Consider the following 24,713-nt stretch of genomic DNA (forward strand, 5'->3'; position numbering starts at 1 on the left):
TTTTGCAGGTCATTCCGGGGAGACACCACATGCAGCGTTCCACCCTGCTTCGCGGCGCCATGCGCCGTACAAGCCTTTGCACCGCCGTCGCGCTTTGCCTCGCGTCGGGCGGCGCCTTCGCCCAGTCCAACGCCTCCGGCGCCGTCTTCGGCCGCGTCGCGCAGCCCGAGGGTGCCGTCGTCCACCTCCAGAACATGGACACAGGCCTCACCCGCGACGTCAACGTCGATGCCGACGGCCGCTACCGCGCCAGCTCGCTGCCCAGCGGCCGCTACAAGGTAAGCCTCGAGCGCAACGGCGCCGTGGCCGAGTCGCGCGATAACGTCACGGTCGCCATCGGCGGCGTCGACGTCTCGTTCGGCGGCGCCGCGCCCGCCAGCGCCGCCGAGGCACAGAACCTCGAGGGCGTACAGGTCGTGGGCAACGCCCTGCCGGCCATCGACGTGTCGCAGGTCGACTCGCGCACCGTGCTCTCGTCCGAGCAGCTGCAGAAGCTGCCGCTCGCCCGCGACATCACGGCCGCCGCGCTGCTCGCGCCGGGCGTCATCTCCGGCGATAGCCGCTACGGCAACGTGGCCTCGTTCGGTGGCTCGTCCGCGTCCGAGAACCAGTACTACATCAACGGTTACGCGGTGACCAACGCCCTCACCGGCCTCGGCTTCGTCAACCTGCCCTACGACGCCATCGATTCGCAGCAGGTGCTCACCGGCGGTTACGGCGCGGAATACGGCCGTTCCACCGGCGGTGTCATCAACATCGTGACCAAGCGCGGTGGTAACACGTGGAAGGGTGGCGTCGGCATGTACATCCAGCCGAACGGCCTGCGCCAGTCGCCGCGCAGCATCTACCGCACCAGCGGCCAGGAATTCCAGAACCGCCGCGACAACACGCGTGACGATATCCAGTACACCGCCTACCTGAGCGGCCCGCTGATCAAGGACAAGCTGTTCCTGTTCGCCGCGGGTGATTTCACCCGCACCGACACCAAGAGCACCAGCAGCATCCTCGCGCCGCAGCGTACCAACCAGACGCAGAAGGCCACCAAGTGGATGGCCAAGGTCGACTGGAACATCACCGACAGCCACATCCTCGAAGTCACGGGCGTCGGCGACAAGACCAACACCGATCGCAGCATCTACGCGTACGACTACACCTCGCACAGCCGCGGCAACTACCTCGGCACCGACAAGCTGAAGAACTTCGACGCGGGCCCGGGCTCCACGCCGGGTGGCGACGTCTACATCGGCAAGTACACCGGCTACATCACCGACGACCTGACCATCACCGGCCTGTACGGCCACACCAAGACGGTGCACGAGCGCGACATCGCCTACTCGGGCAGCCCGAACTGCCCGTGGATCACCGATAGCCGCCGTGGCATCGCCAACCCCATCGTCGGTTGCGGCCTGGTCAACGGCACCGTGCTGAACGCGGGCGCCAACGACAAGACGAAGGGCTGGCGCTTCGACGTCGAATACCGCGCGGGCGACCACGACCTGCGCGTGGGCGTGGATAACCAGACCCTGGAATCCACCTCGGGCCAGATCTACGAAGGCGGTTACCGCTGGATCTATCGCAACGCCGGTACCGTCCCGGGCCGTCCGGACATCGTGCCGCCGCCGGGCCAACCGTACTTCGTAGAGAAGCGCCTCTTCGAGACGGGCGCGAGCGTCAAGACCGAGCAGGAAGCGCAGTACATCGAAGACCACTGGCAGGCCACGGATCGCTTCATGGTCTACCTCGGCCTGCGTAACGAGCAGTTCAAGAACCTCAACGGTTCGGGCGATACGTACGTGAAGCAGCGCCACCAGCTGGCGCCGCGCCTCGGCGTCACCTGGGATGTGTTCGGCGATTCGTCGTTCAAGGTGTACGCCAACGCCGGCCGCTACCACCTCGCCATCCCGTCGAACGTCGCCATCCGCGGCGCCTCGGCCTCGACGTACTACAGCGAGTACTACTCGTATAACGGCGTGGGCGCTAACGGCGAACCGCAGAACATCGCGCAGCTCGGCAGCCGGTCCTACCTCAACGGCGAGGATGGCACCACGCCCGATCCGAAGACCGTGGCCGCGAAGGACATGAAGGCCTACTACCAGGACGAGTACATCGCCGGCTTCGACAAGGCGATCAACGATAACTGGAGCTTCGGCGCCAAGGCCACGTACCGCAAGCTGCGCGGCTCCATCGACGATTTCTGCGATTCGCGCCCGTTCGAGAACTACGCCGCGGCCAACAACATCGACATCAGCAACGCGTCGCTGCCGGGCTGCTACCTGTTCAACCCGGGCTCGTCGAACACGTTCCTGGTGGATACCGGTGGCGGCAACTACGTGCCGTTCGATATCTCGAAGGAAGGCTTCGCCGTCGTCGATAATGGCGTGCGCATTCCGTTCCCCGACCTCAAGCGTGCGTATTACTCGCTGGACCTGTACCTCGAGCACCACTTCGCGGACGACTGGTACGGCCGCATCGACTACACGTTCTCGCGCAGCTACGGCAACTCGGAAGGCCAGCTGAAGTCCGATATCGGCCAGCTCGATCCGTCGGTCACCCAGGATTGGGACGCGCCGGAGATCATGCAGTACACCAACGGCCCGCTGCCCAACGATCGCACGCACCAGCTCAAGGCGTACGGTTACTGGCAGGCGTCGCAGGAATGGCTGCTCGGCGGCAACCTCTCGGTGGCCACCGGCCGGCCGAAGAACTGCATCGGCCTGGATCCCACCGACGCCATCCAGTACGGCGCCTCGTACTTCGAGTGCGGCTTCCAGCCGTCGCCGCGTGGCTCGAAGGGCCGCCTGCCGTACACCTGGAACCTCGACCTCAATGCCGAGTACAAGCCGATGTGGGCGGGCGAGAAGCAGCCGCTGGCCTTCACCGCCACGGTCTTCAACGTGGTGGGCAGCCAGCGTCCGGTCGCGCAGATCGACGTGGGTGAAACGGGTTCGGTCGATGCCGCCACGGGCCAGCCGGTGGTCAGCGACGACTATCGCCGTCCCATCGCGTTCCAGAACCCGCGCTACGTGCGCCTGGGCGTGCGTTACGACTTCTCGCTCTAAAGCGTGACCCACGAGTGCCCGCGGACCATGTATCCGCGGGCACGACGCAACTCCCCTGTACTGGCCGGCGCGGAGCGCCGGTCTTTTTTATGCGGTGGCGAAGACGCGCTCGCCACCGATCCAGGTCTCGACGACCTGGTGGGCCTCGTCCATCACCACCATATCGGCGCGATACCCCGCGGCGATATGGCCATGCGTACGGCCCAGGCCAAGGAAAGCGGCCGGGTAAGTCGACGCCATGCGCGCCGCCTCGTCGTAAGGCACTCCCACCATCTCGATGGTGTTGCGCACCGCGGCGGCCATGTCCAGCGCCGAGCCGGCCAGCGTGCCGTCGGCCGTCTGGCAGACGCCATCGCGTGCCGTGATGGTCTCGCCCTTCAGCACGAAGTTCGGGTTATCCGAACCCACAGGCGGCATCGCGTCGGTCACCAGCATCATCTTTGTCGGCGCCTTCGCCGCGATGGCCACGCGCAGCGACGCGGGGTGCACGTGGTGGCCATCGACGATGAGGCCGCACCAGCTGTCACGGTCCTCCAGCGCCGCGCCGACCACGCCGGGCTCGCGGCTGGTGAAGGGCGTCATGGCGTTGAACAGGTGGGTGAAGCCGCGCACGCCCATGGCCAGCGCGTGGTGCATGGCGTCGTAGTCGGCACCCGTGTGGCCGGCGCAGACGATGACGCCGTTCGCCACCAGCTGCGCGAGCACATCATCGCTGGCGCGCTCCGGTGCCAGCGTGAGCAGCGTGACGCCGCCATGCCGGCGGGCCACCATGGCGATGTCGTCGGCACCCGCGATGCGGAACTTCGCCGGGTCGTGCACGCCCTTGCGTTCCGGCGCGATGAACGGGCCTTCGAGGTGGATGCCGAGCACGCCCGGCACGCCCTGCGCCACGGCATCGTTCACGGCATCGATGGCGCGCGACATCACCTCGGCGTCGTCGCTGATCAGCGTCGGCAGGAAGCCCGTCGTGCCGTACTTCGCATGCGCGGCGCCGATGGCACGGATGGCGTCCACCGTCGGTTCGTCGTTGAACAACACGCCACCGCCGCCGTTCACCTGGCAATCGATGAAGCCGGGCAGCAGCGTGCGCCCGCCCAGGTCGTGCTTCTCGGCCGCGCGCACGCGCGGATCGGAGGGCAGCGCCAGCGCGGTGATGTTTCCATCATCCACCAGCACGGCCATGCCGGTCTGGAAGCCGTTATCGGTCAGCACGCGGCCGTTGACGAAGGCGGTAGTCATTGTGTGGAGTCCGGTGCGTGTGGAGGGGTGTGTGGCGGTGGGGGGATGCAGGTGGTGGGCGATGGTGCTGGGTGATGGGTCGTGGGTGTGGCAACCCGGTTGCCTCGAGGCACAAAACGCCACTCCCTCCACCCATCACCCAACACCTTTCGCGTTCCTCAGACGGTCTCCGTCACCTTGTTAAGGTGCGGCGGCACATCCGGATTAAAACCCCGCTTGATCGCCAGCGCGGCCGTGGCCTTGTAGAAGCTCTGCACGGTAACCAGCGGTGCCGAAATCGGTGCCGTGGTGACGAGCGGCAGCACGCCCTCGCCTTCGGCGCCCGGCGCGGCCACCCATACGGCGGCGCCGCGCTTGCGGAATTCGGCGGCCACGTCGAGCACGCCGGGCAGGGTGTCGTCGTTCTGCGCGAAGAACAGCACCGGGAAATCCGGGCCCACCAGGGCCATGGGGCCGTGTTTCACTTCCGCCGCGCTGAACGCCTCGGCGTGCAGGCCGCAGGTTTCCTTGAACTTCAGCGCCGCTTCCAGCGCGCCGGCGAAGCCGAAGCCGCGGCCGACCACGAACAGGTTGTGCGCGTCGACGAGGCCGTCGGTCAGCGACGACCAGTCGGCGTCCCAGCCCTGGCGCAGCTGCGCGGGCAGCGCGGTGAGGGCATCGGCGATCTCCTGCTTGCCGCCCCAGCGCGCGGCGATGTGCAGGATGGCGAACAGCGCGCCGAGGTAGCTCTTGGTGGCCGCCACGCTCTTTTCCGGGCCGGCCTGCAGCGGCACCACCACGTCGGCCACGGCGGCCAGGGGGGAATCCACGACATTGACCAGCGCGACGACGTAGGCACCCGCGCGCTTGGCTGCTTCGGCGTTGCGCACCAGGTCGGGGCTCTTGCCTGACTGCGATACCGCGACGTACAGCGCGCCGTCGAGGTTCTGCGTGGCGTGGTAGATGGAGGTGACCGACGGCGACGCGGATGCGGTGACAACGCCCAGTTGCGTCTCGAACACATACTTGGCGTACATGGCGGCGTGGTCGGAACTGCCGCGGGCGCAGGTGATGACCATGCGCGGCGGGTGGGCGCGCAGGTGCTCGGCCAGGGCGGCCACGACGGGCTCGTTCCGGGCCAGTTGCCGCTCGACGACCTCGGCGGTCTCGTGCGCTTCGCGGAACATCAGGGTGTCTTGCGGCTGGATGGTCATGGGGGTTTCGGCTCGGTCAGTCGCTTTGCAGTTCCGCCACGAAATCGTAGATGTCGCCGCGGTACCAGGAATTGGTGAACTCGACGATGCGGCCATCCTCGAGGAAGCTGCGCCGTTCGATGTTGAGGCCGGCGCTGCCGGTGGGCAGGCGCAGCAGGCGCAGCTGCGCGGGGCCCAGCACCACGGCGCGCAGGCGCTGCAGGGCGCGGTTCGGCCGGTGGCCGAGCTTGTCCAGCGCCTCGTAGAGCGAATCCTCGACCAGGCCGGGGTCGGGCAGCAGGGCCAGGGGCACGGCGCTGCGCTCGATGGCCAGCGGCTCGTCGCCGGCGTAGCGCAGCCGGTGCAGGCGTACCACCTGGGTGCCCGGCGACAGGTTCATCGCCATGGCCTCCTCGGGGTTCACCTCGCCGATGGCCTTCTCGAAAAACTCCGAGCGCGGGTTCAGGCCGCGGGCGCGCAGGTCTTCAGTGAAGCTGGTCATGCGCGACAGCGGCTTCACGATGCGCTCGGACACGAACGTGCCTGCGCCGTGGCGCTGCGTCAGCAGGCCATCCTCGACCAGCCCGCCGATGGCCTTGCGCACCGTGACCCGCGACAGGGTGAGGGCCCTGGCCAGGTCACGTTCGCTTGGCAGGGCGTGGCCCACCTGCACTTCGCCGTTCTCGATCACGTTGCGGATGGCCCGGCGCAGGCGCATGTACGCCAGCGGCAGGCGGGCGGCCGGGTCGTGCTGCAGGCGCTGGTATTCGGCGACGAGGGCGGATTCCATCGAGCGAAGATACCAATACGTGACCACTTGGGCAAGGCGTCCCGGATTCTGCTCGAACGCTCGTTTAATCGAACACGCGTTGGCACGATCTAAACTGGCGTGAAAACGTTTCCTTCGTGTGATCACGAGGTTACGTGGGGAGGAAGCACATCCCCAGTGGTACGGGGCTGGTACGCCGTGGTATGTCACTGGTACGATCAAACGGAACCCCTCCGCGAACCCGTCAAGAGGCACTGTCGTGAGCGCTCCTTCCCTGCCGGTCGAACCCTTCGACCTGGTCATCTTCGGCGGCACCGGCGACCTCGCCGTGCGCAAACTCCTCCCCGCGATGTACCACCGGTTCATCGACGGCCAGATCCTGCCCAAGAGCCGCATCATCGGCGTGGCGCGCGAGGGCCTGGACGACGCCAGCTACCGGGCGCAGGTGCGCACCGCCGTGGAGAAGGGCGTCTCGCACGTGGCCCCCGCGCAGCTCGATGCCTTCATCGAAATGATCGGCTACCGCTCGCTCGACGCGCGCAAGGCCGATGGCTGGGACGAATTCGCCACGCTGATGGGCGACCGCCCCGACCACATCCGCGTGTTCTACCTCTCGACCTCGCCCGACATCTTCACCGACATCTGCCAGCGCCTCGCCTCGCTGGGGCTCAATGGCGAGGGCTCGCGCGTCGTGCTCGAGAAGCCGATCGGCCGCGACCTGCAAAGCGCCAACGCCATCAACGATGCCGTGGCCCAGGTGTTCACCGAATCGCAGACCTATCGCATCGACCATTACCTCGGTAAGGAAACGGTGCAGAACCTGCTGGCGCTGCGCTTTGGCAACGCGCTGTTCGAGCCGCTGTGGAACGCGCAGCACATCGACCACGTGCAGATCACGGTCGCCGAAACCGTCGGCGTGGGCCACCGCGCGGGCTACTACGACCGCGCTGGCGCGCTGCGCGACATGGTGCAGAACCACATCCTGCAGCTGTTGTGCATGCTCGCCATGGAACCGCCGTCGTCGCTGTCGCCCGATGCGGTGCGCGATGAGAAATTGAAAGTGCTGCGTTCGCTGCGCCCGATCAACGGCAGCAACGCGGCCCAGCTCACCGTGCGCGGCCAGTACCGCGCCGGTGCGGCCGAAGGCCAGGGCGTCCCGGGGTACAGCGACGAACTGGGCAGCGACCAGTCCAGGACCGAAACCTTCGTCGCCCTCAAGGCGGAGATCGGCAACTGGCGCTGGGCGGGTGTCCCGTTCTACCTGCGCACCGGCAAACGCCTCCCCAACCGCGTGTCGGAGATCGTGGTGACGTTCCGTGCGTTGCCGCATTCCATCTTCGACCCCGCCAGCGGCGCGCTCATGCCCAACCGCCTCACGCTGCGCCTGCAGCCGGACGAGGGCGTGAAGCTGTGGCTGACGATCAAGCATCCGGGTCCGGGTGGCCTGCGCCTGCGCCACGTGCCGCTCGACATGAGCTTCGCGGCGGCGTTCGGCGTCGAGCAGCCCGACGCCTACGAGCGGCTCATCCTCGATGTCGTGCGTGGCAACCCGACCCTGTTCATGCGCCGCGACGAAGTGGAAGCGGCATGGAACTGGGCCGGCCCCATCCTCGACGCGTGGGAGGCAAGCGGCGATACGCCGAAGCCGTACACCGCGGGCACCTGGGGTCCGAGCGCCGCCGTGGCGCTCATCGAACGTGATGGCCGCACCTGGGCCGAGGACGCCGCATGAACGCCAAGATCAACCGCCACGAATTCGCCGACAAACTCACGCTCGCCGACCAGCTCGCGCGCGATATCGCGTCGAAGCTGGATGCCGCCATCAAGGCGCGCGGCAAGGCCACGCTCGCCGTCTCCGGCGGCGGCACGCCGAAGCAGATGTTCGCCGTGTTGTGCGAGCAGGAAATCGACTGGTCGAAGGTCACCATCACGCTGGTGGACGAGCGCTGGGTGGATACCGACAGCGATCGCAGCAACGCGAAGCTGGTGGCCGACCACCTGCTGCACCACGAAGCGCACACCGCCACCTTCGTGCCGCTGTTCGACAGCGCGCACAAAGATGACGTGGACGCCGCGCTGGGTGACGTGGGCAAGCGCATCGACGCGCTCGGCCAGCCGCTCGACGTCGTCATCCTGGGCATGGGCCCGGACGGCCACACCGCGTCGTTCTTCCCCGGCGGCGACAACCTCGACAAGGCGCTCGACCTCGACGGCAAGCAGGCCGTGATCTCGATGCGCGCCGGCGGCGCCGGCGAGCCGCGCATCACGCTCACCCTGCCGCGCGTGCTCGACGCGCGCACGCTCTACCTGCACATCGAAGGCAACGACAAGAAGGAACTGCTTGCGAAGGCCGAGGCCGGCGAGGACGTGCCCATCCGCGCCGTGCTCACGCAGGATCGCGTGCCGCTGGATGTCTTCTGGGCTCCCTGACGGAATACCTGCCATGACCCTGCACCCCATCCTCGCCGAGGTGACCCAGCGCATCGCCGAGCGCAGCCACGCCACGCGCGCGGCGTACCTGGCCAAGATCGAGGCCGCCCGCGGCAAGGGCGCGAAGCGCCACCACCTGTCGTGCGGCAACCTTGCCCATGGCTTCGCCGCCTCATGCGAGCCCGACAAGGATGCGCTGCGCAACGGCCACGCCGCCAATATCGCCATCGTCACCGCGTACAACGACATGCTCTCGGCGCACCAGCCATACGAGGGTTACCCGGAACGTATCCGCACCATCGCCCGCCGCCTGGGCGCCACCGCGCAGGTGGCCGGCGGCGTGCCGGCGATGTGCGATGGCGTGACCCAGGGCCGCCCCGGCATGGAGCTGTCGCTGTTCTCGCGCGACCTGATCGCCATGGCCACGGCGGTGTCGCTTTCGCACGACATGTACGAAGGCGCCCTGTACCTCGGCATCTGCGACAAGATCGTGCCGGGCATGATGATCGGTGCGCTCTCGTTCGGCCACCTTGCCAGCGCATTCGTACCGTCGGGCCCCATGCCCTCGGGCATCCCCAACGAAGAAAAATCGAAGGTGCGCCAGGCGTTCGCCGCCGGCAAGGCCACGCGCGCCGAACTGCTCGAAGCCGAGGCGCGCTCGTACCACGGCGCGGGCACCTGCACGTTCTACGGCACGGCCAACTCCAACCAGATGCTGATGGAGATCATGGGCGTACACCTGCCGGGTGCGAGCTTCGAGCCGCCCGATACGCCGTTGCGCCATGCGTTGACCGAAGCCACCGTCGAGCGCGTGCTGGCCACCGACTGCATGGGCGGCCACTACATGCCGGTGGGCCACATCATCGACGAGCGCGCCATCGTCAACGGCGTCGTTGGCCTGCATGCCACGGGTGGCTCCACCAACCACCTGCTGCACCTGGTCGCCATCGCGCGCGCCGCGGGCATCGACCTGCGCTGGGACGATTTCGACGCGCTGTCGTCGGTGGTGCCGCTGCTGGCGCGCGTGTACCCCAACGGCTACGCCGACGTGAACCACTTCCACGATGCCGGCGGCATGGGCTTCCTCATCGACCAGCTGCTCGATGCCGGCCTGCTGCACAACAACGTCAACACCATCATGGGCCACGGCCTGGAGGCGTACCGCAAGTTGCCGGTGCTCGAGGACGGCAAGCTCACGTGGGTGCCGGTCCCGAAGGAAAGCGGCAATCGCGGCGTGCTGCGCGCGGTGACCGAGCCGTTCCGACACGATGGCGGCCTGCGCATGCTGAAGGGCAACCTCGGCCGCGGCGTCATCAAGGTGTCCTCGGTGCCGGACGACCGCATGGTCATCGAGGCGCCCGCCATCGTGTTCGACGAACAGGATGACGTGAAAGCCGCCTTCGACCGCGGCGAACTCAACCGCGATTTCGTCGCCGTCGTGCGTTTCCAGGGCCCGCGTGCACGCGGCATGCCCGAGCTGCACAAGCTCACGCCCACGCTGAGCCTGCTGCAGGATCGCGGCCACCGCGTGGCGCTGGTCACCGACGGCCGCATGTCGGGTGCCTCGGGCCGCGTGCCGGCGGCGATCCACGTCACGCCGGAAGCCGAAGCGGGTGGCCCCATTGCGCGCATCCGCACGGGCGACATGGTCCGCGTCGACGCGCACACCGGCGAGCTCGAAGTGCTGGTGCCCGCCGACGCATGGAACGCCCGCGTGCCCGATAACGTGGACCTTGGTGTGCACCACACCGGCATGGGCCGCGAACTTTTCGCCATGTTCCGCCAGTCGGCCGTCGCGGCCGACCTCGGTGCGGGCGTGTTCTGATCAACGGAGTAACGATGAGCAACGAAGCAAAGCAGTCGAAGGTCGAAGCCACCCTGGCGCTCGCGCCGGTGGTTCCCGTCGTGATCATCGAGGACGCCTCGAAGGCCGTGGGCATGGCCCGCGCCCTCGTCGCCGGCGGCATCCCCGCCATCGAAGTGACGCTGCGCACGCCGGCGGCGCTCGATGCGGTACGCGCCATCGCCGCCGAAGTGGAAGGCGCGTTCGTGGGCGTCGGCACCGTACTCACCGCGAAGGACCTCGACGCCGCGCTGAAGGCCGGCGCGAAATTCGCCGTGTCGCCGGGCAGCGCACCGCGCCTGCTCGATGCGGCCGATGACTCCGAACTGCCGCTGCTGCCGGGCGCCGCCACCTCCAGCGAAGCCATGGAGCTGCTCGAGCGCGGCTACCGTTTCCAGAAGTTCTTCCCGGCCATGCCCGCCGGCGGCCCCAAGCTCATCGGTGCGTGGGCCTCCCCGCTACCGCAGATCCGCTTCTGCCCCACGGGCGGCGTCAGCCTCGCCAACGCCCCCGAGTTCCTCTCCCTGCCCAACGTGGCCTGCGTGGGCGGCTCATGGCTCACCCCCGCGGACAAGCTCGCCGCCGGCGACTACGCCGCCATCGAAGCCCTGGCCCGCGAAGCCGCGCAGCTGAAGCGCTAAAGCCCGCTGCGTGTCGTAGGAGCCCACACCCGTGGGCGACAGCTCTTCGCAAAAAGCTGTCGCCCACGGGTGTGGGCTCCTACGCAAGGCCATTCATCCGGCACAAGGCGCGGAGTTCGTGCGATCCTTCGCACCTTTCGTATACCCGTAGCCCCGTCCCATGGTTTACATCGCCCTCGCCATCCTCTTCAGCGTCGCCGTTTCGGTCCTGCTGAAGTTCGCCCGCCGCGCGGGCATCGATATCGTCCAGGCCGTGGCCACGAACTACGTGGTGGCTTCGCTGCTTGCCTGGCAGCTGCTCGGCGCCACGCCGCAGGCCGCGCTCGCGGCGAAGGCCACCTGGCTACCGCTGGTCGCGCTCGGCATACTGCTGCCCGCCATCTTCGTGGTCCTCGCACGCTCCGTGCGCACGGCCGGCATCGTCCGCACCGACGTCGCGCAGCGCCTGTCGCTGTTCGTATCACTGTTCGCCGCGTTCGTGTTCCTCGGCGACGTACTCACTGGCCAGAAGGCGCTGGGTATCGGCATCGCGCTCGTCGCCGTGCTGTGCGTGCTGTGGCGGAAGGAACACGGCAAGGCGGAAGGCGGCGCGTGGTGGGCGCCGCTGCTGGTGTTCGCGGGGTTCGGCGCCATCGATATCTGCTTCAAGCTCGTGGCGAAGGCCGGCGCTTCGTTCGCGGCCGGGCTGCTCGGCGCGTTCCTGATCGCGCTGGTGCTGTGCTGGGTCGTCGCGATCGTGCGCGCCGTCGCCGGCAAGGCACCGCTCACGGCACGCAGCATCGGCTTCGGCGTGCTCCTAGGCGCGTGCAACTTCGCCAACATCCTGTTCTATGTGCGCGGCCATCAGGCGCTGCCGCACGACCCGTCCCTGGTCTTCGCGTCGATGAACGTGGGCGTGGTGGTACTCGGTTCGCTCGTGGGCGCGCTGGGATTCCGCGAGAAACTTTCCGCGGTGAACTGGGTGGGCGTGGTGCTGGCCATCGCTGCCGTGGCGATCATGACCTTCATGTGATGCGTTGCCCGCTGTAGGATCCAGCTTGCTGGCGACATCTCTCGCGACCACCTCCAAGGCTTTTGTGAGAAGCTGTCGCCCACAAGTGGGCTCCTACACAGGGCACATCCTTACTGCAGCAGGCGGTTGATCTCTTCGATGTCTTCGAGTGACGCGACGCCCGCGGAGCGCTTGAGGTTGAGCTTGTTGAGGATGAACTGGTGGCGCACCGAGATGTACTGGCTGCGCACGTTCGCGAGCTGTTCGATGGCCACCACCACGTTCGTCAGGCTCTGCGTGCCGATGTCGTAGCCGGCGCGCAGGGAGTCGAGCGCTTTCTTCGCCGCATCCACCGAGCCGCGCGCATCGTTCACCTGGCCGATGCCATCCACCACCTGGTTGAAGTAGTTGTACGCATCGCGCGCGGTGTGGCGGCGCAGGGCTTCAAGGTCATCCTGGTCGGCGTCGCGCTGGTGGATCGCCTGGCGTACCTGCGATTGCGTCAGCCCACCGCTGAACAGCGGCACCGTGAGCACCAGGCCTACCGTGGTGTTGCCCGGGCCATAACCGGCGCCGCCGCGCATGGTGTTCGACCACGCGCCCGTCTTGTCGTAGCCCATGGCAAGCCCCACCGTCGGCAGGTGGCCCGCGCGCGCGGCCGTGATCGAATGCTCGTCAGCCTTCACGAGGTGGCCCGCCGCGAGGATATCGGGGTTCTGGTTCATGGCCTGGTCCACCCACGCCTGCGCATCGTTCGGTGACGGCGGCTGCATCGGCAGGTCTTCGCGCAGGGTCTTCAGGTGGCCAGGCTCCTTGCCGGTCAGTTCCTGCAACGCGCGGCGCGCATCCTGCAGCGTGTTCTGCACGCTCACCCGCTGCGAGCGGATGAAGAAGTAATACGCCTCCGACTGGCTCACGTCCGCTGCCGGGTTGATGCCTTGCTGCACCAGCACCTTCGCTTGCTCGTTCTGCGCCTTGTAGCCATCCTCATAGGACTGGAACACCTCGAGCTGGTCCTGCGCCACCAGCACGTTGAAGTACGCGGTGGCCACGCGCACGTACAGGCTCTGCAGTTCACCGCGGTAGGTTTCCTCCTGTGCGTCGGCGGTATCGTGCGCGCCGCGTTCGCGGGCGAACTTCGACACGTCCACCACCGTCTGGTCCAGCGCCAGGGTAAAGTCGCGCTGGCGGCTGTGGCCGCCGCCGGTGCTCGTGCCCTGGTCGGTGCCATCGCTGTACACGCGGCCGGGGTGGAACTGCTGCATTTCCAGGCCCGCGCTCAGCTGCGGCAGCAGGGCCGAGCGCGCTTGCGGCACGGCTTCGGCGGCCACGAGGCGGCGGGCGTCGGCGCCGGCCAGCACCGGGTCGTTGGCCACGGCCTCGCGGTAGATGTCGAGCAGATCCTCGGCGCCGGCCGCGGCGGGTGCCAGGCCGGCCATCGCCAGCAGGAGGCGGTAGGCCCAGGTCTTCGTCCCCATGTTCGTTGTCCTTGCACGCTTGTCTATGGATGAAGCGGCAGGAGCAAGTCGCATGCCACGCCCGGAAGCGAGGCGTGGCGCGGGTTGCAGGGCTCATGCGCGTGTCCGCGGACACCGCCCTGCGGACACAGGGGACAACGCCGCCTACGCCAGGCGGGCGTCCGCGGTGTCGTCCGGGAGCGGCGGCAGGGCCTCGTCCACCGTCAGCGGTGCGTCGCCCGCCAGCAGCTCCTTCGCTTCGGCGTGGTCGGCCACGGCAGGCGGCGAGCCACGCAGCGGCAGGCCGGCGGTCTCGGTCACGAAGAGCATGGTGATGACACCCACCACGGCGGCGCCCATCAGGTAATAGGCGGGCACCATCGGGTCGCCCGTGCGCTCCACCAGCCACGCGGTAACCAGCGGCGTCGTGCCGCCGAACAGCGATACCGACACATTGAACGCGATCGACAGCGCGCTATAACGCACCGGGGTATAGAACAGCGCCGGCAGCGTCGCGGGCATGGTGCTGGTGAACGCCACCAGCGCCACGCCAAGCAACATCAGCCCGGTGAAGATCCACGCGTCGTTGCCCGTGCGCACCAGCAGCATGCAGGGGATGGCCAGCAGGAACATCGCCACGCAGGCGCCGATGATCATGGGGCGGCGGCCGAAGCGGTCGCTGAAACGGCCACCCACGACATTGAGCGGCATCATCACCAGCATGACGATGAGGATGAGCAACAGGCCCTTCGCTTCGCTGTAGCCCAGCGTCACCGTGAGGTAGCTCGGCATGTACGTCAGTAGCATGTAATCGGTGACGTTGAACACCAGCACCAGGCCGATGCACTTCAGCAGCTGCGTGCCGTGGACGGAAACCAGTTCGAGCAGGCCGATGCGCGGCTTGTCGCCCGCGGCTTCCATCGCTTCCGCATGCGCCTTGAACGCCGGCGTCTCTTCCAGCTTCATGCGCATGTACAGGCCGAGCAGGCCCAGCGGGCCGGCCACGAGGAACGGCACGCGCCAGCCCCACGCCAGCATGTCGTCGCTACCCAGCAGGGTAGTGAGCGCGGTGACCACGCCAGCGCCGGCGATATAACCACCCAGCGTGCCGAACTCCAGCCAGCTGCCCATTTGCCCGCGCCGCGCGTCGGTCGAATATTCGGCGATGAACGTCGCCGCGCCACCGTATTCGCCGCCCGTGGAGAAGCCCTGCAGCAGGCGTGCGAGCAGCAGCAACGCCGGTGCCCACAGGCCGATGCGTTCGTAACTGGGGATCAGGCCGATGGCGAACGTGCCGAGCGCCATCATGATCATCGTCGCGGCCAGCACGCGCTGGCGGCCAAAGCGGTCGCCCAGCGGGCCGAACACGATGCCGCCGATGGGGCGCACGAGGAACGCGACGGTGAAGGTCGCGAACGTGGCGATCACCTGCGCGGTGGGGCTGTTGCCTGGGAAGAACACATGGCCCAGCGTCACGGCGAGGTAGCCGTACACGCCGAAGTCGAACCACTCCATGGCGTTGCCAAGGGCCGCCGCGCCCACGGCACGCTTCAGCATGCCCTCGTCGACGATGGTGAGGTCATCGGGCTTGAGGTGTTTGCGGCGGCGGGTGAACCAGCCGAAGTGGGCGTCGTGCCCGGCGGTATCCTGCATCGTGTGTGCTCCTGTTTCTCGCGGCCACGCAGGCACGCCACAGCGTGGCCGGGGCCAACCGTCCTGAAGAAGGGGGATGCGCAACGCGGAAGGCGGCGCTCGGCGCGGTCCGCGGAAGGGGACACACGCGGTGAATATCAGCCGGATAATACCAAGCGTGACGTTAAGCGAATGTGGGGCCGTTGCTGTGGGAGCGCGCTTGCGCGCGATCGCGCGCAAGCGCGCTCCCACAGTTCAACGGATCACAAACGGCGCGGCGCCGTAGAGCCGCGCACTACCAAGTCGGGGCTGAAACCCTCGTTGCCGATATCCGGCGCACCGCCATCGCGCTCGAGTTCGGCGATGAGCCGCTGCGCCGCGTGGCGGCCGATTTCCTCGGTGTTCTGCCGCGCCGTGGTGAGGGCGGGCCACGACTGCTTCGAGAACGGGCTGTCTTCGAAGCCGGCGATGGAGAGCTCCCACGGCACGTCGACACCACCCGAGCGCGCGGCGGCGAGGACGCCGGCGGCGATTTCGTCGTTGGAACCGAAGATGGCGGTGGGCGGGTTGCGCAGCGCGAGCAGCCGGCGCGCGCCGCGGAAACCGTCGTCGAACGAGTAATCGCCTTCCACCACAAGCGCGGGATCCACGTCGATGCCGTACTCGCGCAGCGCATCCTCGTAGCCCTGGTAGCGCTCGGGGCTGGAGCGGTGCTCCTTGCCACCCCACAGGAACCCGATGCGGTGGTGGCCGAGCTGGATGAGGTGTTCGGTGATGGCGTAGGCCGCGTCGCGGTCGTCGACGAAGACGCAGGGCCAGCCGTCTTTCGGGTCCTGCCGCGCGGAGATGATGCGCACGAAGGGCACGTTCTGTTCGGTGAGCGAGGCCAGCAGGCCGGGCTGCTCGGACATGGGCGGGCACAACACCAGGCCGGCAAGGCGGTTGCGGCGGACCAGGTCGCCCAGCTGCTCGGCCAGGCGCGGGGCACCGGAATCGCAGGGGTGGATCTGCAGGCCGAAGCCACGCTCGCGGCATACCGACAGCACGCCGTTCTGCATGGCGATGACGTAGTGCGCGTTCGGGTTGTCGTAGACCAGGCCCAGCGCGTACGTACGGGCGCTGCGCAGGCTGCGAGCCGCCTGGTCGGGCTGGTAATCCAGCGCCTCGATGGCGCGCAGCACCTTGTCGCGCGTGCGCGCGTGCACGGAGGGTTCGTGGTTGATGACGCGGGAGACGGTCTTCAGCGAAACGCCGGCCCGCTCGGCAACGTCCTTGATGGTGGGGCTACGCAATCTACGACCCTCGATAGCAGGACGGCCATCCTAGCGGATGGCCGTCACCGAGCGAAGATGGGTTATCAGCCCTTCGTATGCTGGCCGACCTTATGGCCGACCGCGCCGTAAAACAGGATGTACAGGTAGCAGGGCGCCATGATCGCCAGGAAGACCAGCTGGAAGTCGTGGCCCTGCTTCAGGTGCACGAAGATCTGCGGCAGGGCGGCGCCGCCAACGATACCCATGATCATCAGCGCCGAGCCGATTTCCGTCAGCGAGCCCAGCCCCTTGATGGCCAGGGGGAAGATCGCCGGCCACATCATCGCGTTCGCGAAACCCAGCGCGGCGACGAATGCCACCGAGGTGTAACCGGTGGTGACATAGGTGCCGATCGAGAACAGCACGCCGAGGATGGCCGAGATCGCCAGGTACTTGTGCTGCGAAATGACCTTCGGGATCAGCACCAGGCCGGCCACGTAACCCACCAGCATGGCCACGAGGGTGTACGAGGTGAAGTGCTTGGTGTCTTCCGGCGTCATGCCGAAGCCCTGGCCGTAGGTGCCGATGGCATCGCCGGCCATCACTTCCACGCCGACGTAGAGGAAGAGGCAGAGCACACCGAGCCACAGGTGCGGAAAGCTGAAGATGCTGCCCTTCGCATGCCCGATAGCACGCTCGGAGTTGTCGGTCGAGGCGCGGATCTCCGGCAGCGACGAGCGCACCACCCAGATCGCCAGCACCACCAGCAGGCCGGCCATCGCGAGGTATGGCATGTGCACCTTCGCCGCGAAGCCGTTGAGCAGGGCTTCCTTCTCGGCGGGGGAGCCCGCCGCGGCGATCTGCTTGTCGAAGCCGCCGATGTTGCTCATCACGAGCCAGCCGAAGACGAACGGGGCCAGCGCGCCCGCGACCTTGTTGCAGATGCCCATGAAGGCGATGCGCTGCGCGGCGCTATCGATGGGGCCAAGCACCGAGATATAGGGGTTGGACGCCGTCTGCAGCAGGGAGAGCCCAGCGCCGATGATGAACAACCCGGTGAGCGCGCCCGGGTAGATGCGCATGGTGACGAACTGGCCGAAGGTCGCCGCGCCGATCGCCATGACGAACAGGCCCAGGCCCATGCCTTTCTTCATGCCGGTCTTCTTCAGGATGAAGGAGGCAGGCAGTGCCAGGCAGAAGTAGGAGAGGTAGAACGCACCAGGCACGAGGAAGGCGCCCACGTCATCCAGGTTGAAAGCCAGCTTCACGAAGGTGATGAGCGGGCCGTTTAGCCACGTGACGAAGCCGAAAATGAAGAACAGGATGCCGATGATGATCATCGGCCCGACGCTGGACTGACGCGTCTCGCCGACGGCGGCCGTGGTGGACGACATTGGGTGGTTCCCCTTAGCTGGTGTGGATCCGTCGTGGATTTGTCCTTTATTGACTCGTGCGCGCAACGTTGTCAATGCACGGTCACTGGCGAAACCATGACCTATGGCCAAGCCCTGACTTTCGATGTCGCGGCGCCGCAAGCACCTGATCGCCCGTCGCAAATGGCGACGCAAAGCCCTGCGGCGCAGTGCCCGCAGGAAATAGGGCCCCTGTCGTAAACGTTTCCTGTTGCGGCGCACGACGGGACGGCCCCTGTCCTAGCCATCTGTCCAGTTGACAACGTTGTCATCGCGCTCACAGACTCAGCCTCACACAGGGGCGTCACGGAATTTTTATGTGGCGACGCAGGCAAGGGTGAAAGGGGGAAGGCGTGGGTAAACAGGCAAACCAGCGGGAAGCCATGCTGACAGCGCGCGCGGAGGCGTTCATCGCCGCCGACGTGGGCGGCACGCATGCCCGCATCGGCCTGGTCCGCCCCGCGCTGGCCGGCGGCACCTTCGAGGTGCTGCGTTACGAGCGCTACGCCTGCGCCGAGTGGCCCAGCCTCACCGCCGTGCTGCAGGATTTCGTAGGCCACCTCGATGGCCAGTTCGCCGTGCAGCACTGCGCCGTGGCCAGCGCCGGGTACGTGGTGGGCGACGCCATCGTCAACGAGAACCTGCCCTGGCCGGTCTCCATCGGCGATATCCGCGACAGCCTGCACCTGGCTGGCCTGCGCGTGGTGAATGATTTCGAAGCCGTGGCCTACGCCTGCCAGTTCCTGCGCGAGCACGAGACCACCGCCATCATCGAGACGGCCGCGGCCCCGGCCATCGGCCCGATCCTGGTGATGGGCCCGGGCACCGGCCTCGGCTCGGCCGTGCTGTTGCCCGGCACACCGCACGCCACCGTGCTGCCCACCGAGGCTGGCCAGATCTCGCTCGCCCCGGGCACGCCACGCGAAGCGGCCATCCTGGCCGAGCTGGCGAAGACCCGCGATTACGTTTCCTACGAGGCCGCCCTCTCGGGCCCCGGCCTCGTGAACCTCTACAAGGCCATTTCGACGCTGCGCGGCACCGCCGCGACGCTGGCCGAGCCCGCCGATGTCACCACTGCCGCCCTCGCCGGGAACGACCCCGCCGCGGTCGAGGCGCTGGAGGTGTTCTGTGGCCTGCTCGGCAGCTTCGTGGGCGACCTCGCCATGCTCTACGGCGCCCGCGGTGGCGTGTTCCTCGCGGGCGGCATCCTGCCCCGGGTGCGCGACTACCTGGCCCGCAGCAGCTTCCCCGACCGGTTTTTCAACAAGGGCGTCATGCGCGCCTTTCTCCAGCAAGTGCCAGTACGACTGATGGACCACGGACAGTTGGGTGTGATCGGTGCCGCCGGTCTCTACCTGCACGGTCCGACTGCTCACTGACGAGCGGGAAAGGAACGCAGGCTCAGTAAAAAAGCGGGCCGGAAGGCCCTTCGCTACCCATCCTCTGAGGGGAGGACACCATGTCGCATCGCAGGAACCTGCTCACGGCGAGCATCATCGCCGGACTCATCTGTATGACCGGTACCGTCGCCGCGCAGGACGCGTCGACCCAGGACCCGGGCCACACGCAGACCGCCCAGGAAAAGGCTGACGCCGCCAAGGCAGCGCAGCTCGAGGGCATCACCGTCACCGGCATCCGCGCCAGCCTCGAGAAATCGCTGGACACGAAGCGCAATGCCGATGCCATCGTCGAAGCCGTCACGGCCGAGGATATCGGCAAGTTCCCGAACACCAACGTCGCCGAAGCGATGACCCAGGTGCCGGGCGTGACCATCGACCGCCAGTTCGGCCAGGGCGACCGCGTCTCGATCGACGGTACCGACCCCAGCCTCAACCTGACGTTCCTCAACGGCCAGCCGGTGTCGCAGACCCCGTGGCAGTACGGCGCCCAGCCGAACCGCGGCTTCGACTTCACCATGCTGGCCCCGGAAATCGTCGGCCGCCTGGAAGTCTACAAGTCGCCCGAAGCGCGCCTCACCGAAGGCAGCCTGGGCGGCACCGTGCTGCTGCACACGCTGAAGCCGCTCGACCTGCCGGCCAACACCATCCGTGGCTCGTTCGGCCTGAACTACAACGACCAGGCCACCCCGGGCACGCGCCCGAACGGCTCGGCGCTGTATAGCTGGAAGAACGACTCCAACACCTTCGGCATGATCGCCTCGATCCAGCATTACGAGGAAAAGATCGATCGCCAGGGCTTCGAGATCTTCAGCTACAGCCCGGTCTCGAAGTGGGCCGCCAGCCCGGCCGTCGCCGCGGGCATCGCCAACGGCACGCTCGACCCGAACGCCAAGGTGCCCGACGAGGTCAACTCGGCGTGGTTCCAGCAGAAGCGCAAGCGCGATACGGCCACGCTCGGTTTCCAGATCCGCCCGACGGATAACTGGGACATCGACATCAACAACCTGTTCGTCCGCGAGAACTTCGATAACTGGAACCAGTCGCTGTACCCGTTCACCGGCGCCACGCCGGGCAACGTCACCAGCTTCAACCAGGGCCCGAACGGCGTCGTCACCGGCGGCCACGTGTGCGGCAACGACGACCCGACCTGCCCGGCCATCGCGCAAGGCACGTTCGACAGCAACATCCGCAAGTCGGTGGTGCGCACCGTCGCCCACGACCTGAAGTCGACCTTCCACGGCGACGGCTGGCAGCTGGGCGGCGCGGCCGGCTACAGCAAGGCCATCAACAACAACATCTCGCAGGCCGTGATGGAGCCGGTGTATGCCGGTGGCTACACCTGGGACATCAACAAGGGCTTCAACTTCGACAGCCCCGCCGCCGCGCGCGACCCGGCCAACTGGCACATGGGCGACGTAGACGGCCTGGGCGGCTGGCCCGGCAACTACGGTTCGTACTCCGCGCACTCGCGTGATACGTACGCCCAGCTCGACTTCTCGAAGTTCTTCGATTCGTTCATCAACGAAGTGGCCGTTGGCTACCGCTGGAACCGCCACGAAGAGGGCATGAACGCCCACGTCTACGGCGGCAACGCACCGACCAACCTGGCCGACCTCGGGTTCGGCGGCTACACCGACACGCTGGGCGCGCTCGACGGCCTCGACGGTTCCGCCAGCCATGTCATGCCCGACCGCAACGCCCAGTACGCCTGGGTGCGCAACACCAACGGCGGCAACGAAGATCCGGGCACCTACCTCAACGGTACCTACAAGCTCGTCGAGAAGACCAACGCGGCCTATGCGCAGGCGAACTTCGCCGGCGGCGGCTTCCACGGCAACTTCGGCATCCGCTACGTCGACACCAAGACCGACGGCACCGGCTTCAACTACAGCGGCGCGCCGACGCTGCCGGCCCCGGCTGGCTCGTGGCAGACCTCGTCGCGTACCTCGAAGAACTGGCTGCCCAGCATCAACATCGCGTACGACCTCGCCGAGGACGTGGTGCTGCGCGCGGCGGCCGCCAAGGTCATCGCCCGCCCGCCGTACAACATGCAGGTGAACAACCTGTTCCTCAACGACTCGGTGCTTACCGGCTCGGGCGGCAACCCGAACCTGAAGGACTACAAGTCGAAGAACTACTCGCTCTCGGCCGAGTGGTACTTCGCGCCGCAGTCGTACCTCGCGCTCACCGGCTTCCTGAAGCAGATCGACAACTACGTGCTCGTCGATTCGGCCAACGAGCTGCAGTACAACTCGGGCCTGGTAAACGACCCGACGACGTTTGCCCGCCAGGTGGCGCAGGGCCTCTGCACGCCGGATGGCTTCTGCGAATACTCGATCAGCCGCCCGCGCAACACGGGTAGCGGCAAGGTCCGCGGCGGCACCCTGAGCTACCAGCAGGCCTTCTGGGATACCGGCTTCGGTGTCACGGCGAGCTACACGTATGCGAAGGGCACCCTGGATGCCGGCGGCTCGCTGCCGTACAACTCCAAGAACGCCTACTCGGTCAGCCCGTACTACGAAATGGGCCCGTTCAGCGCCCGCGTCACGTACAACTGGCGCAGCAAGTACCTCGCCGGCGGCTACATCGCCGGTGCGCCGCCGGCCACCACGGCCGATTACGGCGACCTGGGCGCCACGCTGGGCTGGAAGCTCAACGACAGCATCTCGTTCACCCTCGCGGGCATGAACCTGACGAACGAAAAGTACAAGCAGTACCTGACGGTCACGTCGATGCCCGTGGCCAAGTACACCACCGGCCGCCGCTACATGGCCTCGGTGCACTTCGACCTGTAAGCGTTCGCGTCATGGCTTGGCGGCCACGGATGGCCGCACATAACCCTCAAGCTCGAACTTTCCCCTGGGCCCGTCGACTCCCTTGCCGGGCCCTTCTTTTTGACTCTTTACGATTTACGGGGCGAGCCCTTACCCTCGCAGATTCTGTCGACATCGATGACCCAGGGGCCCACCATGCGCCGTATCGTCTTGCTCGCCCTGGCTTCCGGGCTTGCTGCCTGCGCCAGCCAGCCGAAGCAGCCCGCCGCGCCCGTCGACACGACGCCGCTTTCGCTCATCCCCATGCCTGCCCAGCTGGCGCGCGTGCCGGGCCACTTCCGCATCGAGGCTGGTACCACCATCAGCACGGCGCCGGGTGATACCCAGGCGAAGAAGGTGGCGGCCCAGTTGCAGGGCTGGCTGCGCCAGGCCCGCGGGCTCACGCTGCCCATCGTCGAAGGCAAGGGCGGCAGCGGCAGCATCTGGCTGCACACCGAGGCCTCCGTGAAGGGCATCGAGGCCTACACGCTCGACGTGGACGGCAAGGGCGTGCGCATCGCCGCCAATGACGAAACCGGCCTGTTCTATGGCGCTGTCACCCTGTGGCAGCTCGCCACCGACCCCGCCGCGCAGAACGGCCTGCCGGGCGTGCACATCGTCGACAAGCCGCGCTTCGAGTGGCGTGGCCTCATGCTCGATTCGAGCCGCCATTTCCAGTCGGTGAGCGAGATCGAGCACCTGCTCGACCAGATGGCCATGCACAAGCTCAACACCTTCCACTGGCATCTCACCGACGACCAGGGCTGGCGCCTGCAGATCGAGAAGTACCCCAAGCTCACCGAGGTGGCGGCATGCCGCACGCCGGTGGGCCCGGACATCGCCCTCACGGGGGGCGCCGACAAGCCCTACTGCGGCTTCTACACGAAGGAAGAAGCGAAGCAGGTGGTGGCGTACGCCGCCGAGCGCCACATCACCGTGGTGCCCGAGATCGAGATGCCCGGCCACGCGCAGGCCGCGGTCGCCGCCTACCCGAAGCTCGGTGCGGGCAAGAAGCACGCCGTATCGGCCGATTGGGGCGTCAACACCGCGCTGTTCAACGTCGACGATGGCACCTTCACCTTCCTCGAAGGCGTGCTCGACGAGGTGATGGAGGTGTTCCCGTCCACGTACATCCACGTTGGCGGCGACGAAGCCGCGAAGGACGAATGGGAGCACTCCGCGTCGGTGCAGGCGAAGATGAAGTCGCTGGGCATCACCGACGAGGAGAAGATGCAGGGCTGGTTCGTCGCCCGCATCGGCGATTACCTCGAGAAGCACCAGCGCCGCCTCATCGGCTGGGACGAGATCCTCGACGGCAAGGTGCCCGCCAGCGCCACCGTCATGTCGTGGCGTGGCACCAAGGGCGCCATCAAGGCAGCCAACGCCGGCCACGACGTGGTGATGGCCGCGGCGCCCACGCTGTACATGGATTACCTGCAGTCCACGCTGCATGACGAACAGCCGGGCCGCCCGAACGTGCAGACCCTGCAGGACGTGTACAACTTCGACCCGGTGCCCGAAGGCATTTCGCCGGCCATGGCCAGCCACGTGCTCGGCGAGCAGGTCACGCTCTTCAGCGAGTACCTCTCCACGTGGCCGCGCGTGCAGCATGCGGCGTTCCCGCGCATCGCCGCCATGGCCGAGCGCGCGTGGTCGCCCAGCGCTGACTGGAACGGTTTCCTGCAGCGCCTGCCCGCCCAGTTCTCACGCTATCGCTCCGCGGGCATCATGCCGGCCGACAGCGCCTTCGCCGTCACCATCGACGCCGCACCCGCCGGTAACGACAAGGCCACGGTGACGCTGGCCAGCCAGACCGGCTACGGCAAGATCCGCTACACCACCGACGGCACGCCGCCCACGTCGCAATCGCCGGAATACACCGCGCCGTTCGAGGTGCCGCTGCCGTCGACGGTGCAGGCCATCACGTTCAACGGCGGCTTCGGCCTCTCCGGCCCGCGCTCGTCGACGATTGATGCCAAATCCCTGCTCCGCCGCAACAGCGACCAGCTCGACCTTTGCAGCAGCAAGCTGCCCGTGCGCGTGGAATCGCCCACGCTCATCGATGGCGTCCGCCCGGTGTACAAGGTGGACATCATGGATACCTGCTGGACGTGGAAGGGCGTGAAGCTGGACGGCCGCTACGGCGTCGCGATCAGCGTCAACCGGCTGCCGTACAACTACGCGCTGTGGAAGGACGCGGCCGGCATCGTGTCGCGCAAGGCGCGCGGCCGCGATGGCGAGATCGAGGTGCGCCAGGATACGTGCGATGGCCCGAAGCTCACCACCATCGCGCTGTCGAAGGCGAAGGGCGGCCCGGCAACGCTGGATGGCATCCTGCCGAAGCGCGAAGGCACGCACGACCTGTGCTTCATTATCACGGGCAAGCCGGGCCCCAATAAGTTCTGGGTCATCGGCGACGTCCAGCTCCGCTAGCGCCCGGCTCTTGTGGGAGCTTGCTTGCAAGCGACGCTCTTGCACCGGTTCATTCGCTATCGCGAATGCATGTAACCAGCGGCTTGCGCCGCCTTAGGCTGGCGGCGTTTCGCCAGTCGGGGGCGGGCAGGCCCTTCGCTCATGTCGGCCCCAAGGGCCTGCCCGCCCC

Annotated in this window: 16 protein-coding genes; 9 read left to right on the forward strand and 7 right to left on the reverse strand. The window is 67.3% G+C overall.

Going from position 1 to position 24,713, the window contains the following annotated elements:
* Positions 1 to 29: 29 nt before the first annotated feature.
* Complete coding sequence (locus tag VI08_RS04395) at positions 30 to 3,059, forward strand: TonB-dependent receptor (RefSeq protein WP_045828333.1); 3,030 nt, start codon at positions 30 to 32, stop codon at positions 3,057 to 3,059.
* Between the two features lie 87 nt (positions 3,060 to 3,146).
* Here VI08_RS04395 and nagA read toward each other — a convergent pair whose 3' ends face one another.
* The 3 genes from nagA to VI08_RS04410 all read right to left on the reverse strand — a co-directional run bounded on the left by nagA (position 3,147) and on the right by VI08_RS04410 (position 6,260).
* Positions 3,147 to 4,298: an N-acetylglucosamine-6-phosphate deacetylase gene (gene nagA / locus VI08_RS04400; protein ID WP_045828334.1), complete on the reverse strand. Its 1,152-nt coding sequence runs from the start codon at positions 4,296 to 4,298 to the stop codon at positions 3,147 to 3,149.
* Positions 4,299 to 4,456: 158 nt separating this feature from the next.
* Complete coding sequence (locus tag VI08_RS04405; RefSeq protein WP_045828335.1) at positions 4,457 to 5,491, reverse strand: SIS domain-containing protein; 1,035 nt, start codon at positions 5,489 to 5,491, stop codon at positions 4,457 to 4,459.
* 16 nt (positions 5,492 to 5,507) lie between these two features.
* Positions 5,508 to 6,260, reverse strand: a complete 753-nt coding sequence (locus tag VI08_RS04410; protein WP_045828336.1) for a GntR family transcriptional regulator — start codon at positions 6,258 to 6,260, stop codon at positions 5,508 to 5,510.
* 238 nt (positions 6,261 to 6,498) lie between these two features.
* On the opposite strand from VI08_RS04410, the gene zwf reads away from it, so the two are divergent.
* The 5 genes from zwf (at position 6,499) to VI08_RS04435 (ending at position 12,165) form a co-directional block, all read left to right on the forward strand.
* Positions 6,499 to 7,971: a glucose-6-phosphate dehydrogenase gene (gene zwf / locus VI08_RS04415; protein ID WP_045828337.1), complete on the forward strand. Its 1,473-nt coding sequence runs from the start codon at positions 6,499 to 6,501 to the stop codon at positions 7,969 to 7,971.
* Positions 7,968 to 8,669, forward strand: a complete 702-nt coding sequence (gene pgl, locus VI08_RS04420; RefSeq protein ID WP_045828338.1) for a 6-phosphogluconolactonase — start codon at positions 7,968 to 7,970, stop codon at positions 8,667 to 8,669. The genes zwf and pgl overlap by 4 nt, the downstream gene beginning before the upstream one ends.
* A 13-nt stretch (positions 8,670 to 8,682) precedes the next feature.
* Complete coding sequence (edd, locus tag VI08_RS04425) at positions 8,683 to 10,494, forward strand: phosphogluconate dehydratase (protein ID WP_045828339.1); 1,812 nt, start codon at positions 8,683 to 8,685, stop codon at positions 10,492 to 10,494.
* Between the two features lie 14 nt (positions 10,495 to 10,508).
* Positions 10,509 to 11,153 (forward strand): bifunctional 4-hydroxy-2-oxoglutarate aldolase/2-dehydro-3-deoxy-phosphogluconate aldolase, encoded by a 645-nt coding sequence (eda, locus tag VI08_RS04430; protein ID WP_045828340.1) that lies wholly within the window; start codon positions 10,509 to 10,511, stop codon positions 11,151 to 11,153.
* A gap of 160 nt (positions 11,154 to 11,313) precedes the next feature.
* On the forward strand, positions 11,314 to 12,165 hold the full coding sequence (locus tag VI08_RS04435) for a DMT family transporter (protein WP_045828341.1): 852 nt from the start codon (positions 11,314 to 11,316) through the stop codon (positions 12,163 to 12,165).
* A 110-nt stretch (positions 12,166 to 12,275) separates the two neighbouring features.
* Here the strand turns inward: VI08_RS04435 and VI08_RS04440 are convergent, their stop codons facing one another.
* From VI08_RS04440 to VI08_RS04455, 4 genes are all read right to left on the reverse strand, one after another.
* On the reverse strand, positions 12,276 to 13,622 hold the full coding sequence (locus VI08_RS04440; protein WP_052697682.1) for a TolC family outer membrane protein: 1,347 nt from the start codon (positions 13,620 to 13,622) through the stop codon (positions 12,276 to 12,278).
* A gap of 144 nt (positions 13,623 to 13,766) precedes the next feature.
* Positions 13,767 to 15,254: a glycine betaine/L-proline transporter ProP gene (gene proP, locus VI08_RS04445; RefSeq protein WP_045828342.1), complete on the reverse strand. Its 1,488-nt coding sequence runs from the start codon at positions 15,252 to 15,254 to the stop codon at positions 13,767 to 13,769.
* A gap of 242 nt (positions 15,255 to 15,496) precedes the next feature.
* Entirely contained in the window at positions 15,497 to 16,525 is a 1,029-nt protein-coding gene (locus tag VI08_RS04450; protein WP_045828343.1) for a LacI family DNA-binding transcriptional regulator, read from the reverse strand.
* Positions 16,526 to 16,590: 65 nt separating this feature from the next.
* On the reverse strand, positions 16,591 to 17,880 hold the full coding sequence (locus tag VI08_RS04455) for a sugar MFS transporter (RefSeq protein ID WP_045828344.1): 1,290 nt from the start codon (positions 17,878 to 17,880) through the stop codon (positions 16,591 to 16,593).
* 371 nt (positions 17,881 to 18,251) lie between these two features.
* On the opposite strand from VI08_RS04455, the gene glk reads away from it, so the two are divergent.
* The 3 genes from glk to VI08_RS04470 all read left to right on the forward strand — a co-directional run bounded on the left by glk (position 18,252) and on the right by VI08_RS04470 (position 24,544).
* Positions 18,252 to 19,277, forward strand: coding sequence for a glucokinase (gene glk, locus VI08_RS04460; protein WP_428992130.1), 1,026 nt, complete (start codon positions 18,252 to 18,254; stop codon positions 19,275 to 19,277).
* Between the two features lie 134 nt (positions 19,278 to 19,411).
* A complete protein-coding gene (locus tag VI08_RS04465) occupies positions 19,412 to 22,093 on the forward strand; it encodes a TonB-dependent receptor (RefSeq protein ID WP_428992131.1) in 2,682 nt (893 codons plus the stop codon).
* 174 nt (positions 22,094 to 22,267) lie between these two features.
* The gene (locus VI08_RS04470) at positions 22,268 to 24,544 is read left to right on the forward strand and encodes a family 20 glycosylhydrolase (RefSeq protein ID WP_052697683.1); all 2,277 of its coding nucleotides are present in this window, start codon (positions 22,268 to 22,270) and stop codon (positions 24,542 to 24,544) included.
* The last annotated feature ends 169 nt before the right edge of the window (positions 24,545 to 24,713 follow it).

The organism is Luteibacter yeojuensis (genome assembly GCF_000964085.1).
Classification (GTDB): Bacteria; Pseudomonadota; Gammaproteobacteria; order Xanthomonadales; family Rhodanobacteraceae; genus Luteibacter; species Luteibacter yeojuensis_A.

Excerpts from the sequence above, each read along its gene's own strand:
- VI08_RS04395 (WP_045828333.1), top strand. The coding sequence starts at position 30 with ATGCAGCGTTCCACCCTGCTTCGCGGCGCCATGCGCCGTACAAGCCTT.
- nagA (WP_045828334.1), bottom strand. The coding sequence starts at position 4,298 with ATGACTACCGCCTTCGTCAACGGCCGCGTGCTGACCGATAACGGCTTC.
- VI08_RS04405 (WP_045828335.1), bottom strand. The coding sequence starts at position 5,491 with ATGACCATCCAGCCGCAAGACACCCTGATGTTCCGCGAAGCGCACGAG.
- VI08_RS04410 (WP_045828336.1), bottom strand. The coding sequence starts at position 6,260 with ATGGAATCCGCCCTCGTCGCCGAATACCAGCGCCTGCAGCACGACCCG.
- pgl (WP_045828338.1), top strand. The coding sequence starts at position 7,968 with ATGAACGCCAAGATCAACCGCCACGAATTCGCCGACAAACTCACGCTC.
- edd (WP_045828339.1), top strand. The coding sequence starts at position 8,683 with ATGACCCTGCACCCCATCCTCGCCGAGGTGACCCAGCGCATCGCCGAG.
- eda (WP_045828340.1), top strand. The coding sequence starts at position 10,509 with ATGAGCAACGAAGCAAAGCAGTCGAAGGTCGAAGCCACCCTGGCGCTC.
- VI08_RS04435 (WP_045828341.1), top strand. The coding sequence starts at position 11,314 with ATGGTTTACATCGCCCTCGCCATCCTCTTCAGCGTCGCCGTTTCGGTC.
- VI08_RS04440 (WP_052697682.1), bottom strand. The coding sequence starts at position 13,622 with ATGGGGACGAAGACCTGGGCCTACCGCCTCCTGCTGGCGATGGCCGGC.
- proP (WP_045828342.1), bottom strand. The coding sequence starts at position 15,254 with ATGCAGGATACCGCCGGGCACGACGCCCACTTCGGCTGGTTCACCCGC.
- VI08_RS04455 (WP_045828344.1), bottom strand. The coding sequence starts at position 17,880 with ATGTCGTCCACCACGGCCGCCGTCGGCGAGACGCGTCAGTCCAGCGTC.
- VI08_RS04465 (WP_428992131.1), top strand. The coding sequence starts at position 19,412 with ATGACCGGTACCGTCGCCGCGCAGGACGCGTCGACCCAGGACCCGGGC.
- VI08_RS04470 (WP_052697683.1), top strand. The coding sequence starts at position 22,268 with ATGCGCCGTATCGTCTTGCTCGCCCTGGCTTCCGGGCTTGCTGCCTGC.